The organism is Ruegeria sp. HKCCA0235A, from assembly GCF_013033235.1.
Taxonomy (GTDB): Bacteria; Pseudomonadota; Alphaproteobacteria; order Rhodobacterales; family Rhodobacteraceae; genus Ruegeria.
Map to the genome: position 1 here is coordinate 1 of NZ_WQDQ01000009.1, position 12,010 is coordinate 12,010.

Consider the following 12,010-nt stretch of genomic DNA (forward strand, 5'->3'; position numbering starts at 1 on the left):
CGAAACCATCATACCAATGGATCGCAGGCCGACAATGCACCAACAATCAATTTGGACCAGTCAGATGAGGCTGCTCAGCCAATTGTGGGATGCCTACAAGCCCGATGATGGCTCAAGGCCGGGAGTAAAGTCCAAACGCGGGTAAATCGCGCGAAAATTTATCCATATTAGTAAACGGCGCGATTGGCGCGAATTCGGCGGTATTTTCGGCGCGAATAGAGCCTGACACCCTGTGTGCATCGAAGCAACACAGAGGTGAGCAGGATGGATAGCACTACTCAAATCACCGTTAGGCCGCGCGCCACGGATATCATTGGCGCAGTTGCCTACACCGGCATGTCCCGCGCAACACTGTATGCAGAGATGAAGAAGGGGGCTCTTAAGTTTGTCAAAATCGGTGGCGCAACTCGTTTGGAATACAACGAGTTAGACCGCTGGTTTGACGAGAAATCAAAAGAGGTCGCTGCTTAAAACGAAACCCGCGCACCATGGGTCAAACATGGGCACGCGGCATTTCGTTTGTAAGTCGGTGGCTATGACTGCAAGAAATGTAACGTGTTCTGACCTAAAGCGCAAGCTTGAGGAATTGAGCATGAATACCAAAACACCCGAACTACTCGTAAGAAACGCATTGTGGGTTACCGCATGGCGTGACCTTTCGCCAGACACCGAACCGGCTGAGTACCGGGTAACCGGTGAGTCAAGTGAAACCCGCAACATCTGGGTAAGTAAGAAAAAGCGCCGCATGCTGGATTCGTTGATTGACGGCCCGGTTCACTGCGCATCGCCCTGCAGTTTGAGCCACTTCGTCATGGGTCTACGAGATGAGCAGGGCCCAAACATTAAGACGATATGGTTCGACAATGACCCAAAGGCCGGACGCAGCCGGTTTGGCGTTTACAACCTTTTGGACAGCGTGACACGTATTGGCGGTCAGGAGTTAGCGGCATGAAAACCCGCGACCTTCAGATCCACACATTTCGTCGCAAGCATGGCCTCTCGGACTCTGCTGCACGCATCGTCGCAACGCTGTACTACGGGGAGGGCCGCTAATGGCCCTCATCACCCAGATCCCCAAGAACAGCCACGAGGAATACCGTGTCAGCCGGAATGACTTTCAGGGGCATGACCTCATCAATATCCGCGTGTTCTTCACCTCAAAAGACGGAGAGATGCTACCGGGCAAGCAAGGCGTCGCCTTCAAGGCGGAGTTGCTACCGGAATTCATAGACGCGCTTAGCAAGGCGGAGGTTGCTTAGATGGGGCGCGACAAGAGAAACGAAAAGCGCGTCGAGCATTGGACCAAGCTTGTTCGCAACATGATGGAGGAGCCCGCTTGGCGGGCCCTCTCTTCCACCGCGCAGGCCTTGTATCCATGGCTTAGGCTGGAATGGCACGGAGCGGCCAACAATAACAACGGCAGAATTTGCTTGAGCGTCAGACAAGCCGCTGACCGGTTAGGCGTGTCGTACAACACAGCCGCCAAAGGGTTTCGTGAATTACAGGCGAAGGGCTTCATCGCCGTGACGCGTCCGCCCAAACTCGGCACCAGTGGCGTCGCATCATCTCCGCTGTTTGAACTGACCGAAATTTCGCTGCCGACCGCACACGGGGAGGCAGGTCGCAGATTATACAAGCAGTGGTCTGAAGGGGCAGATTTCCCGGTCGTAAAAGCTCCAGTTCACAATCCAACTGGCAAGGGCGGAAAAACAAAACCCTGTCTTAAAAACTGCGACGAGACCGTCGTAGATTTTGCGACGAGAATGACGGAGGCGACGCAATAAATGCGACGGGCCGTATCAATATTTGCGACGAAAACGCCCGATTTCGGCAAGTCCCCCGTCGCAGTTTTTAAGACATCCTTAATCTACCAGGGGGTCTGGGGGAAACAGACACCTTCTGGACCAACAGTCCAACAAACGAGGCATAAGTAATGACGGATGAACCCGACCGAAAAAACGGAACCAATACGGACGAACGAAACCCGGATGGCACTTTTGCGACTGGCAATCCCGGCAAGCCCAGAGGAACCCGAAACCGGGTCACTCGGGCAGTAGAGGAACTGCTTGAGGGGCAATCGGAGGCAATCACGCAAAAAGCGGTTGAGTTGGCGCTTGAGGGTGACAGCACGGCCCTGCGGCTTTGTCTAGAGCGGATAGCACCCACCAGAAAGGACGCACCGGTCAATTTCGACCTTCCCCCCATCAAATCCGCATCCGACGCCTCAGAAGCCGCACAAGCGGTGCTACAAGCCGTTTCTCAGGGTGACGTGACACCTTTGGAGGGAGCGACGGTCATGGGGCTTATTGAGCAATACAGGCGGGTTCTGGAAACGACGGAACTAGAGAAACGAATAGCAGCTTTGGAGGCTTCAAAATGAGTGTTCGTAGCAGGGTGGAAAAACTGGAAAAGGACGCAGGAAACCAGTTCAAAGTCGTCGTCACTCAGGGCGAGTTCTTTGACAAGCACGGGAACCCAATTTCGACCGAAAACGGCTGGCCCCCCAATCTAAAAGAGGACGTTCATCGTGCCATAGTGAGCGTTTCGGATTCAGAGGAAACTGTCACTTTGCAACGGAGACAAGACGAGTCGGGCGCTGAGTTCATGCGTCGCTTCGACCAGACAGGCATCGAGATAGGTAAGAAGGTTGGCACGACCGTTTGCCTGCCCTGGGATGCCAAGTGGACTTAATTGCATGTTTGAGCTTCGAGCCAGCCGGAGTCTGAGCGTGAAAAGACTGATTAGGATCATATTGATCAGCACTGGGCCTACCAAGACAGGTACTGCCGCTCAGGTTCTAGCCCAAGGATTACTATTCGTGACAATCTCCTCTGGCTTGTGTCTCTTCGTTGCCATGCTGATCTTCGGTTTTCCCAAGCATAATGGCGGACCACTTCATTGGGGGAGGATCAGGCCAACTCATTTTGGCGTTTCAGTCGCGGCAATCATTTTGGCGACTCAGCCCGATGACCGCACCTCCATTGCTCAAACCCCTAATTTTGCCTTAAGAGTGCTGGCTTCAGGCACCTGGGGTCAACAGTCAAGGTTACTCTGCCGCGATCGCTTTTTCTCGCTGAGTCTTTTCGCCTTCAATCAACAGAGTGCGGGTCGGAAACGGAATATTGATATCCGCTTCGTCCAACGCCTCTTTGACTTTGCGCTTCATGTCCGCCTGGTATTGGAAGTAGTCCGAAGACTTGCACCACACGCGGACAAGAAAATCGACGCTGCTGCTGCCAAGATTGTTCACCTGGATGAACGGTTCGGGGTCAGCCAACGAACGGGCGTCCGACATGATCGTCTCGCGAATGACGCGCTCGGCCTCCGCCAAGTTGACGCCGTATCCAACGCCGAACGTCCACTCGGCACGACGGGTCTCGTAGACGGAATAGTTCTTGATGGTGTTTCCCCACACCTCGGCGTTGGGAACGATAACCTTGACGTTTCCCATATCGGCAATTTCGGTGTAGTTCAGAGTGATGTCTTTAACGGTTCCGAGCACGCCATTCACGTCGACGAAATCGCCGATCTTGAGCGGCCTGAACAGGATGATCATCACGCCGGCTGCAACGTTGGACAATGTGCCTTGCAACGCAAGACCAATGGCCAAACCGGCGGCACCGATCAGCGCAATGATCGACGTCGTCTGCACCCCGAACGTGTTCAGAATGAACAGCCCGGTAAACGCCAGGATCGTATAGCGCGCCAGATTGCCAAGAAAGTTGAACAACGTATCGTCCAGGCGTTCCGATTTTTCACCGACGCCCCGGATCTTCCGGCTGACATATCTTGAAATCACAAGCCCGAGAACCAGTAGGATCAGCGCGGCTATCGTGTTCGCGACGAGGCCAAGAAGGGCCTCGAGCGTCAACAGGTCGCTCAGCGATTTCCCGTCATACAGCTCGGTATTCAGAACTTGCGACAGTTCGGCCCAAACGGTGTTCGTCACGGTCTCTGCGGTCTGTGCAATCTCGTTTTCCATGGTGTTCCTCGTCGTGTCTCATCGCCTGAGTTTTCGTGTCTTGCAGCGCGGCCCTGCCGCGTCAGACCTCGATCACGGCGCTAGAGGCAAAGAACATGGCCTGGCTGACGGCCGATTTGACCTGTTCTTCGGTGTAGGGTTTGGAAATCAAAAAGGCCGGTTCGGGCCCTTTGCCCGTCAGAAGGCGCTCGGGGAATGCGGTAATGAAAATGACGGGACAATCGCCGTGCTGGGCAATGATGCGGTTCACTGCATCGATTCCACTGGATTTGTCCGCCAGTTGGATGTCCGACAGGATCAGGTCGAACGGCTCGCGCTCGGCCAGTTCGATGGCGGCCGTCTCGGTGCGTGCGACCCCTGTGACCCGGTGGCCCAGGTCCGTCACCATAGTTTCAAGATCCATCGCGATGATTGCCTCGTCTTCGATGATCAAAATGCGCCCAGAAGTGTGGCGGGCCATTTCCTCGTAGGCGATATCGATCAGCTTCTGAGCCTCGGCGGGTTCTATCTGCATGATTGCGGCGATATCGCTGACCGAGAACTCTTCGACCGTGCGCAGCAGCAAGGCCTCGCGCGTATTGGGCGTCAGGCGTGCCAACTGGGCGTGGGCGCGCGTTTGGATGTCAGAGCTGTGGCCATCTGCGTCAACGGGCATTCCCGATGTTGACCAGATGCTGTGAAACACACGAAACAGCGCGACCCGCGGCGCGAGATCGGCATCGAACTGGGCGGGATCTGCAAGGATCGCCTCAAGCGATGCTGCGGCGTAGGCGTCGCCACTGTCCTGTGAGCCGGTGAGGGCACGGGCATAACGGCGCAGAAACGGCAAGAGCGGGCCAATTTGATCTGCGACGGAAACTCCGGTCAGCTCGGTCATCTATGTTTTCCTCATTTTTTTCTCTAAACTCGGGAACCAAACGCATACTGGGGCGTTATGGTTCCAGCAAAAGTAAAAATTTTTGATGATGCCATGACAAAACCACAGCCCAGCCGAAGCCATCGGCAAGAAATAGAGCAAAGGATCGACGAGAACCTCAAGCGGGCTTTCGATGAGGTAGCCAACGAACCGGTTCCGGATCGGTTCGTCGATCTTCTTGAGAAACTGCGCAATCAGACCAGTGTTCCCAAAAGCGGTGACACGGGAGGCTCGGATGGTTGATCCGCGAGAAGAGCTTGTCGAACATATTGGCGCGATGCGTGCCTTTGCGATCAGCTTGTGCCGAAACGGGGCCACGGCCGATGACATCGTGCAGGACGCATTGATCAAGGCATGGAGCAATATCGACTCGTTTCAGGAAGGCACCAACATGCGGGCGTGGTTGTTCACCATCGTTCGGAACACCTATTTTTCGCTGCACCGCAAGCGCAAACGTGAGGTCGAGGATGTGGATGGCGCGATGGCCGAAAGCCTGTCGCAAAAGCCCGACCATGACGGACGGTTGGCGTTAAAGGATTTTGCTGTTGCATTTGGCCAACTGACGGATGAACAGCGCGAAGCCTTGGTGCTGGTCGGTGCACAAGGGTTTTCCTATGAGGAAGCAGCCGAGATGTGCGGCGTCGCTCTTGGAACGATCAAAAGCCGAGTGAACCGTGCCCGCGCGCAACTGGCCGAGCTGATGGATTTGGAAGATGACGAACCCATCGAATTGACCGATGCGGTGACGGCGGCGATCGTTCAGACGCAACCGGCGGCCTGACGATCGATGGATGCGAAACCGCGCAGCCTAACCGTCTATCTTGCCGCGCTGGTCACCTTGGCGCTTTTGCCTTTGGGGTTGATTGCGGTATTGCAGACACGCGCTGTGATTGCCGAGGCCGACGAAAGATCTCGGGCCTCGGTTTTGGCGCGCACCATCGAAGCTGCCAGTCGGGAGCGGGAGCTACTGCAAAAAGCTGTTGGTGCAAGTTCGGGACTTACAGCCGCGCTTGCGGAGGGAGGTCTGGACAATGCCGCTTGTTCGGACCTCATGCGCCGGTTCGTTGAACGCCAGCCCGAGTTTGTATTTGCCGGGTTTAGTCAGCCAAATGGGGTCATGGCCTGCTCGACCGTCGAAAAGACCATCGATTTGTCGGACGCGCCCGGTTTCGGGCAGATCTCGGAAAATCCGCAGCTTACGTTTTCTGTCAATCGAGCCGGCGCGGCGACCGGGCAATCGGTGATCATCGTAACCCAGCCGGTCATGAACAGGACCGAGCTTATGGGGTTTGTCTCCATCTCGATACCTCATGCGCTGGCGCGCACGCCCTTGGATGTTGGCAACATTGGTAGTGACGTGGTCATCGCCCTGTTCGACGCGACTGGAGAAGTGCTGTCATCAAATGTGGGCTTGGATGAGGTCAAACCATTCCTACCGCCCGCGAAAGAAAACCTGTTGGTTCTGTCCAGTTCCGGTAAAACATTTTCGGCTAAAACGGCCGACGGAGAGGATCGGGTTTTTGCAGTTGCCAGCATCATTCCGGGCGAAGTCGCCGTGATTGGCAGTTGGCCACGCGAGGCGGCGCTGGCCTCTGTCGGTGCAGGCAGCACTGCTTTGACCATTGCTTTTCCGATCCTGATGTGGGTGACCGGTCTGGGAGTTGCCTTGTGGGGCCTGCATCGATTGGTGATCCGGCATCTCGACAGCTTGCGTTCGGCCGTGCGTCGTTTCGCGTTGGGCGAGCGCGACCCAATTGAAAGCCTCGCAGGCGCCCCGCAGGAGTTTCAGCAAATACAGACTGCATTCAACCGCATGGTCTTGTTGATCCGCGAGGCTGAGGCGCAGCACGAACGCGACCTTGTCGAAAAAACGCTGTTGTTGCGCGAGGTACACCATCGCGTCAAAAACAATCTTCAACTGATCGCTTCGATCATGAACATGCATTTGCGCAAGGCCGAAACCACCGAGGCCCGGCGCTTGCTGGAACAGTTGCAGCGTCGGGTTCGCGGCCTGGCCATGGTGCACCAGAGCTTGAACCAGAACTCGCAGATGACGACGATCAACACCGAGGCACTGATCGGACATTTGGTCGCCGAACTGGCGCATCGACCGCCAATTCTGGGTCAGGTGGTCGAGGTTGACTGCCGGATCGCGCCTGTCGAACTGGGGCAGGATCAGGCAGTCACGCTGTCGATGCTGGTGGCCGAGGCGCTGACGAACGCGGTCAAATACGTAGGCGTTCCGCAGGACGGACCGCCGACAATTTCGGTGGAATTGACCCGACCCGAGGAGAGCAACCTGCATCTGAAAATCTCCAACACGCGCGGGCAGACGGACGACGGTGCGGATCTGTTTCACAGCGGCGGGATCGGTCAGCGGCTGATGCAGGCCTTCCTCCGCCAATTGGACGGTTCCGAAACCATAACCGAGACATCATCGCACTATGTGTATGAGGTGACGTTCGAAATCGCTGAATTAGAAGGGGATAGCGAACCACAGACCATTGCGGATGAGAGAGGCGGTGATGCCCGTGCCGCAGCAGAATGACTTTGAGGTCCTGATCACGGCCGAGCAAGCCTGGCCCGCCTTGGAAAAAGCGGTTCTGGAGGCCCGGCACCAGATCAAGGCAAGTTTTCGGATATTCGATTTCATGACACGGCTGCGCAGCGATCAGGCGCGCCAGATCGGCGATACCTGGTTTGACCTGATCGAGCATGTCATTCGCAAGGGTGTAACGTTTCATTTGGTCATCAGCGATTTCGATCCGATCTTCGCGACCGAGTTGCACGAACTGAGCTGGCGCACCAAACGGCAGGCGGTAGCGCTTGCGGAAGTCCTTGGTCCCGAACTGGCCTCGCAGTTGAGCGTTCGCGTGTCCATGCACCCCGCGCAGGCCGGCGCATTGCCTTGGGCCACGCTGTTGCCCGCGGTTCTGCGTAAAAAGGCGCAGCGAATGCAGGAGCTGTCCCGCGAACGACGCAAACGGCAGGCGGTACGGCTGGGGTCGGACACGCTGCCCCGGCTTCACACCGTGTCGCACCATCAGAAAGTCGCCGTGATCGACAATGAGGTCTGCTACCTCGGCGGATTGGACTTGAACGAAAGGCGCTTTGACACACCGGATCACGATCGTCTGGCCAAAAACACATGGTCAGACATTCAATTGCTGGTCCGCGGACCCGAGGCCGCCGAGGCCGCGCGCCATATCGACCGGTTCGAACATGAAATCGCGACCGGACAACCGGACCCCCAGGCGAGCCATCTGCGCCGCACCCTGTCCAGCCCGCGCCGGTTTGCGTTCTGGCGGCTGTCGCCAAAGACTATCGCGCATGAGATCGAGGATGAGCACATAGCCGCCTTTCAAGCCGCGCGGCAACTTCTGCACATCGAGACCCAGTATTTCAGATCGACTCGATTGGCCGAGGCTTTGGCTGAGGCGGGCCTTAACAAGCAGGACCTGAAACTGGTGCTTGTTCTACCAGCCTTACCAGAGGAAGTGGCCTTTGGCGGGCATGACGGACTGGACGCGCAATTCGGTTTGGACCTGCAGGCCAAATGCCTGGAGATTATCCAGCAGGGGTTCCAAGACCGGGTTTCGGTGTCGACCCCGGTCCAACCGATTTCGGCCAGTGGGGCCGATGCCAGCGCTGAAGTTCTGAGCGGGTCTCCGATCATTCACGTTCACAACAAAGTTCTGGTGGTGGATGACCATCATGCTTTGGTCGGGTCCGCCAACCTGAACGGACGGTCTTTGCGGTGGGACACAGAAGTCGCCCTTCGGGTCACCGACCGGCAGCGGGTCGCGGTTCTGCGGCAGGCCCTGGTGGACCATTGGTGGTTCTCGGATGATCTGAGCAAACCGATCGAGCCCGATGCCATGTTCGCGTGGTGGGGGCGAGAGGTACAGGCCAACGGCGTGCGGCGCCCCGAAGCGCGCAGCGGCTTCCTGGTTCCGCATGACGCCGACGTTGCGCGCGACATGCGGCAACCGCTTCCGGGGGTAACTGAAAACATCGTTTAGGTGGGCGCGACCGGGCTCATGACCTTGGGGTGCAACAATACGCCGAACCACAGCAGGATCGGGAGTGCGACGATGGCGCCGACCGGCCCCCACAGCCAAAGCCCAAAGATGATGGCAATGAACACGACCAACGGGTTCACCTGCAGACGTTGGCCGACGAAGGCGGGTGTTACGAATTGTGCTTCAGAAAGATTGATCGCCAGGAAAACCAGGGGGGGCAACAGGGCCGCGGCTCCACCGAACTGGGTTAAACCGGCGATCAGAAGGCCGGTCAGGATCATCAGCGGACCGAGATACAGCACAAAATTCAGAAGGCCGGCGGCCACCCCCCAGATTACGGCGTCATTGATGCCGATCAGCCCCAAGGCCACAGCCGTAACAGTCCCAAGGCCGATATTGACTAACGTCACGGCAGCGAAATAGCGATAGACCGCGCGGTCAGCCAGATACAGCCGCTCTTGCAGGGGACCGGCTGCGGCATAGAGCTCGGGCCGGGTCAAAACGAAAAAGAACAGCGTGCCGATGAAAATCAGGATCTTTGATCCGAAGTTGGGCGCCAGCCACAAGGCATCCATCACCGACGGAAGGGCGGACTCCGTTTCCGCTGCCCCATCGGCCCCGACGGTTTCCTCGATCTCGCGTCCAAGCGTTTCGATACCGCGAATGAACTCAGACATCGCGGCGACCCAAGAGCGCAACTCACGTTTGATGGCAGGCAACTGTTCGACCAGCGTGGACAGCATTGGTTCGAGCAGAAGGAACGCCGCGACGATGACGGTGCTGGTCACGAACAGCAGTGCCGAGGCGGATATCACACGCGGGCAACCGACCTTCGCAAGCTTGTCGGCAAGCGGGGCGACCACGACTCCCAGAACCAACGCAAAGGTGATCGGCGCGACGATGGACCGGGCCAGGTACAAAGCGGTGATGCTGGCGATCCCAGTCAGGATCGCCAGCATTGCACGCAAGGCCGATGGAGAGCTGAAAGCAGTTGGCATGGGCGCGCTTCACTGACTGCGCAAAGCGCCAGAGGCCCGATCTGCCGCGTCATCCAGCCGTGCATCGGCCGCGGCACGCAGCCTGTCCAGTTCTTCGTTCAAAACCTTTTGGGCGTGACGCATCAGCTGATCGCGCCGATGGCCCAGCAGCTCGTCCTCCTTGCGAGTGTTGGGCAGCAGAGCACCAGCCAGAATACCTACGCCCAGCGCCAATGCGCCGGCCGCCAGCGGCTGATCATGGACGAAGGTCTGCGAGGCCTTCGTCGCCTTCCGCGCACGCTTCTCGACCGCTTGCTGCGCACCGATTGCGGCCTTGCGCGCTTCGATCACACGGGCACGGGCCTGGGGTGAGAGCTTGTCCAGACCACGATCCAAGGCGGCGGACAGCACGCTGGCAGATTGGCTGTGTTCAGTCATTCCGGTCATCTCCTGTTTCATGCGGCTGTCGGCGTCGGCGACACGCCGATCAAAGCCGTCGAAGGCCTGCTGCGGAGGTACGGCCTGGCGCGGGGATTGGGTGCTTTTTGAGCCAGACCCTGGACCCGCAACCAAAAGGGCTGCTCCTGCACCGAGCAGAGCAAAGGCGGCCGGGTTTTTTTGAGCCGCGGACCAGAGTTGCGCACCGATCTGCCCGCCATAGGCTTCGAGCGTCGATTTCGCCTCGTCTGCCAGGCGCGGCGGTGCCAGCGTATCCGACAGAGCATTCAGCGAGCGTGCAAGAGCGCTGCGTTCGTATGCGATCTGCGTTTCAAGAGGTGTCAGGTCAGACATGGGTCGACTCCTTCATCGCTTCGATGTCGCGCTGCAGGTTTTTCATGGCTTGCTCGGGGACCAGCGCGGTGGCGGACAAGCGGGACCGGCCAAAAAGCGCCAGGCACCCAGCAACCAGTGCTAAGCCCGCGCCAACGAGCAACGAGGCCATACCCACCGAAAAACCATTGGCGGCGATATACGCGACCAGGGATGTCGCCATGAGGTTCAGTGCGATCATCAAAAGGATCAGAGCAACGCCAAGGCAGGCCAGCCCTAAGCCCGCTCGCGTCAGGTTTCGGGACAACTCCTCCTTGGCAAGCTTTACCTCAGCCTGAAGCAAACCCGACAGATGTTTGAGCGCGTTTGCCAAAAGCCCCGGTGCAGATCGCAGATCGTTGGGGTTATGCATCGCGGCCACCATTCATTCGCGCCAACGCGCTGGTGTGGCCCGAGGTATCGACCGAGGTCCCATGCAGCAGCGACGGATCAATATCCCAAGGATCTGCACCAAAAGATGCGGATTGGGCCGCGCCCGTATTGCGCGCGCTAAGGAAACGGGCCGCGGCAAACCCGGCCAGGGCAGCCGATCCGACGAACAATAGAGGGTTTTCGCGGGCGAAATCAGACACCTTTCGGCTCATACTGGCCAAATCGGCAGAGCGGACCTGCCCAGCCACAGCCTCCATGTTGTCCGCAATCCTCGACAAGACCTGATGCTGCACCGATCGGTCGGGAAATGCATCGGCAGCTGCGTCGGCTGCATGAGCGGCGCTCTCAACCTCCTGCGCTGCGCTGTGCTTCAGTGATTCGGCCCGGGCCGAGGCCTCGGCGGTCACGGTGTCCTTGACCTTGTCGGCCAGATCCTGGGCATGGGCTTTTGCCTTCTCCGTGGTCTCGGTTCGACGTGGCATGGTTCGATCTCCTGTGTTGAGGTCTCGGTCCTCCAACGCATAGAAGGCGAAATTGTTCCCAAGACCAGTTCGAACGCCACGGTGGACCCAGTTCGGATACCGTCAGATCACCCTTGCACGGTGTCAGTTGCAGAAAAAACGCCGCCGCCCGGAACCAGCTCGCGTTTGGCGCGTTTCACTGACAGCGACGAAGCAATCGAAAGGAATTTACGATGAACTGGGACCAAATTCTTGGACGCTGGACCGAATTCAAAGGCAAGCTGATCGAGCGTTTCGGCGATTTGACCGATGATGAGATCGAGCAAGCCCGCGGCGATCGCGAGCAACTGGAAGGCATCATCCAAAAGAAATACGGAGATTCGAAAGAAGACGTTCGGGAAATCGTGGATCGCCTGATCAAGGACATGTAGCCCGAAGGTGGATGCGCA

The 12,010-nt window shown here is 57.8% G+C and carries 17 protein-coding genes; 11 read left to right on the forward strand and 6 right to left on the reverse strand.

Going from position 1 to position 12,010, the window contains the following annotated elements; all coding sequences use genetic code 11:
- Window positions 1–264: 264 nt before the first annotated feature.
- The 6 genes from GOW56_RS15365 to GOW56_RS15390 all read left to right on the forward strand — a co-directional run bounded on the left by GOW56_RS15365 (window position 265) and on the right by GOW56_RS15390 (window position 2,691).
- Window positions 265–471, forward strand: a complete 207-nt coding sequence (locus GOW56_RS15365) for a helix-turn-helix domain-containing protein (RefSeq protein ID WP_171116875.1) — start codon at window positions 265–267, stop codon at window positions 469–471.
- A gap of 121 nt (window positions 472–592) precedes the next feature.
- Window positions 593–952 carry a hypothetical protein gene (locus GOW56_RS15370; protein WP_171116877.1) on the forward strand — a complete coding sequence of 120 codons (360 nt, stop codon included), beginning with the start codon at window positions 593–595 and terminating at the stop codon, window positions 950–952.
- 100 nt (window positions 953–1,052) lie between these two features.
- On the forward strand, window positions 1,053–1,259 hold the full coding sequence (locus GOW56_RS15375) for a transcriptional coactivator p15/PC4 family protein (protein ID WP_171116879.1): 207 nt from the start codon (window positions 1,053–1,055) through the stop codon (window positions 1,257–1,259).
- Entirely contained in the window at window positions 1,260–1,784 is a 525-nt protein-coding gene (locus tag GOW56_RS15380) for a hypothetical protein (RefSeq protein WP_171116881.1), read from the forward strand.
- Window positions 1,785–1,933: 149 nt separating this feature from the next.
- On the forward strand, window positions 1,934–2,380 hold the full coding sequence (locus tag GOW56_RS15385; RefSeq protein WP_171116883.1) for a DUF5681 domain-containing protein: 447 nt from the start codon (window positions 1,934–1,936) through the stop codon (window positions 2,378–2,380).
- On the forward strand, window positions 2,377–2,691 hold the full coding sequence (locus GOW56_RS15390) for a hypothetical protein (protein ID WP_171116885.1): 315 nt from the start codon (window positions 2,377–2,379) through the stop codon (window positions 2,689–2,691). Before GOW56_RS15385 ends, GOW56_RS15390 begins: the two co-directional genes overlap by 4 nt.
- A 355-nt stretch (window positions 2,692–3,046) precedes the next feature.
- On the opposite strand, the gene GOW56_RS15395 is transcribed toward GOW56_RS15390, so the two are convergent.
- Both GOW56_RS15395 and GOW56_RS15400 read right to left on the reverse strand, forming a co-directional pair.
- Window positions 3,047–3,982 carry a mechanosensitive ion channel family protein gene (locus GOW56_RS15395; protein WP_171116887.1) on the reverse strand — a complete coding sequence of 312 codons (936 nt, stop codon included), beginning with the start codon at window positions 3,980–3,982 and terminating at the stop codon, window positions 3,047–3,049.
- Between the two features lie 61 nt (window positions 3,983–4,043).
- Entirely contained in the window at window positions 4,044–4,859 is an 816-nt protein-coding gene (locus tag GOW56_RS15400) for a response regulator (protein ID WP_171116889.1), read from the reverse strand.
- 93 nt (window positions 4,860–4,952) lie between these two features.
- On the opposite strand from GOW56_RS15400, the gene GOW56_RS15405 reads away from it, so the two are divergent.
- The 4 genes from GOW56_RS15405 to GOW56_RS15420 are packed head-to-tail and all read left to right on the forward strand — an operon-like array spanning window position 4,953 to window position 8,920.
- Window positions 4,953–5,141, forward strand: coding sequence for a NepR family anti-sigma factor (locus GOW56_RS15405; protein ID WP_170452416.1), 189 nt, complete (start codon window positions 4,953–4,955; stop codon window positions 5,139–5,141).
- Window positions 5,134–5,679 (forward strand): RNA polymerase sigma factor, encoded by a 546-nt coding sequence (locus GOW56_RS15410; RefSeq protein ID WP_171206435.1) that lies wholly within the window; start codon window positions 5,134–5,136, stop codon window positions 5,677–5,679. The genes GOW56_RS15405 and GOW56_RS15410 overlap by 8 nt, the downstream gene beginning before the upstream one ends.
- Window positions 5,680–5,685: 6 nt before the next feature.
- Window positions 5,686–7,446 carry a sensor histidine kinase gene (locus GOW56_RS15415; protein ID WP_171206436.1) on the forward strand — a complete coding sequence of 587 codons (1,761 nt, stop codon included), beginning with the start codon at window positions 5,686–5,688 and terminating at the stop codon, window positions 7,444–7,446.
- A complete protein-coding gene (locus GOW56_RS15420; RefSeq protein WP_171206437.1) occupies window positions 7,424–8,920 on the forward strand; it encodes a phospholipase D family protein in 1,497 nt (498 codons plus the stop codon). The genes GOW56_RS15415 and GOW56_RS15420 overlap by 23 nt, the downstream gene beginning before the upstream one ends.
- Here the strand turns inward: GOW56_RS15420 and GOW56_RS15425 are convergent.
- From GOW56_RS15425 to GOW56_RS15440, 4 genes are read right to left on the reverse strand one after another with little or no spacing between them, the layout of a single operon-like run.
- Window positions 8,917–9,918 (reverse strand): AI-2E family transporter, encoded by a 1,002-nt coding sequence (locus GOW56_RS15425; protein ID WP_171206438.1) that lies wholly within the window; start codon window positions 9,916–9,918, stop codon window positions 8,917–8,919. The two genes, GOW56_RS15420 and GOW56_RS15425, sit on opposite strands and share 4 nt — an antisense overlap.
- 9 nt (window positions 9,919–9,927) lie before the next feature.
- Window positions 9,928–10,689 carry a DUF883 family protein gene (locus tag GOW56_RS15430; protein WP_171206439.1) on the reverse strand — a complete coding sequence of 254 codons (762 nt, stop codon included), beginning with the start codon at window positions 10,687–10,689 and terminating at the stop codon, window positions 9,928–9,930.
- Complete coding sequence (locus tag GOW56_RS15435) at window positions 10,682–11,080, reverse strand: phage holin family protein (RefSeq protein WP_171116901.1); 399 nt, start codon at window positions 11,078–11,080, stop codon at window positions 10,682–10,684. The genes GOW56_RS15430 and GOW56_RS15435 overlap by 8 nt, the downstream gene beginning before the upstream one ends.
- Window positions 11,073–11,582, reverse strand: coding sequence for a hypothetical protein (locus tag GOW56_RS15440; protein WP_171206440.1), 510 nt, complete (start codon window positions 11,580–11,582; stop codon window positions 11,073–11,075). The genes GOW56_RS15435 and GOW56_RS15440 overlap by 8 nt, the downstream gene beginning before the upstream one ends.
- A 212-nt stretch (window positions 11,583–11,794) precedes the next feature.
- On the opposite strand from GOW56_RS15440, the gene GOW56_RS15445 reads away from it, so the two are divergent.
- On the forward strand, window positions 11,795–11,992 hold the full coding sequence (locus GOW56_RS15445; protein ID WP_171116905.1) for a CsbD family protein: 198 nt from the start codon (window positions 11,795–11,797) through the stop codon (window positions 11,990–11,992).
- The last annotated feature ends 18 nt before the right edge of the window (window positions 11,993–12,010 follow it).

Excerpts from the sequence above, each read along its gene's own strand:
- GOW56_RS15430 (WP_171206439.1), bottom strand. The coding sequence starts at position 10,689 with ATGTCTGACCTGACACCTCTTGAAACGCAGATCGCATACGAACGCAGC.
- GOW56_RS15390 (WP_171116885.1), top strand. The coding sequence starts at position 2,377 with ATGAGTGTTCGTAGCAGGGTGGAAAAACTGGAAAAGGACGCAGGAAAC.
- GOW56_RS15385 (WP_171116883.1), top strand. The coding sequence starts at position 1,934 with ATGACGGATGAACCCGACCGAAAAAACGGAACCAATACGGACGAACGA.
- GOW56_RS15405 (WP_170452416.1), top strand. The coding sequence starts at position 4,953 with ATGACAAAACCACAGCCCAGCCGAAGCCATCGGCAAGAAATAGAGCAA.
- GOW56_RS15425 (WP_171206438.1), bottom strand. The coding sequence starts at position 9,918 with ATGCCAACTGCTTTCAGCTCTCCATCGGCCTTGCGTGCAATGCTGGCG.
- GOW56_RS15410 (WP_171206435.1), top strand. The coding sequence starts at position 5,134 with ATGGTTGATCCGCGAGAAGAGCTTGTCGAACATATTGGCGCGATGCGT.
- GOW56_RS15380 (WP_171116881.1), top strand. The coding sequence starts at position 1,260 with ATGGGGCGCGACAAGAGAAACGAAAAGCGCGTCGAGCATTGGACCAAG.
- GOW56_RS15420 (WP_171206437.1), top strand. The coding sequence starts at position 7,424 with ATGCCCGTGCCGCAGCAGAATGACTTTGAGGTCCTGATCACGGCCGAG.
- GOW56_RS15415 (WP_171206436.1), top strand. The coding sequence starts at position 5,686 with ATGGATGCGAAACCGCGCAGCCTAACCGTCTATCTTGCCGCGCTGGTC.
- GOW56_RS15400 (WP_171116889.1), bottom strand. The coding sequence starts at position 4,859 with ATGACCGAGCTGACCGGAGTTTCCGTCGCAGATCAAATTGGCCCGCTC.
- GOW56_RS15440 (WP_171206440.1), bottom strand. The coding sequence starts at position 11,582 with ATGCCACGTCGAACCGAGACCACGGAGAAGGCAAAAGCCCATGCCCAG.
- GOW56_RS15445 (WP_171116905.1), top strand. The coding sequence starts at position 11,795 with ATGAACTGGGACCAAATTCTTGGACGCTGGACCGAATTCAAAGGCAAG.
- GOW56_RS15435 (WP_171116901.1), bottom strand. The coding sequence starts at position 11,080 with ATGCATAACCCCAACGATCTGCGATCTGCACCGGGGCTTTTGGCAAAC.
- GOW56_RS15370 (WP_171116877.1), top strand. The coding sequence starts at position 593 with ATGAATACCAAAACACCCGAACTACTCGTAAGAAACGCATTGTGGGTT.
- GOW56_RS15395 (WP_171116887.1), bottom strand. The coding sequence starts at position 3,982 with ATGGAAAACGAGATTGCACAGACCGCAGAGACCGTGACGAACACCGTT.
- GOW56_RS15365 (WP_171116875.1), top strand. The coding sequence starts at position 265 with ATGGATAGCACTACTCAAATCACCGTTAGGCCGCGCGCCACGGATATC.
- GOW56_RS15375 (WP_171116879.1), top strand. The coding sequence starts at position 1,053 with ATGGCCCTCATCACCCAGATCCCCAAGAACAGCCACGAGGAATACCGT.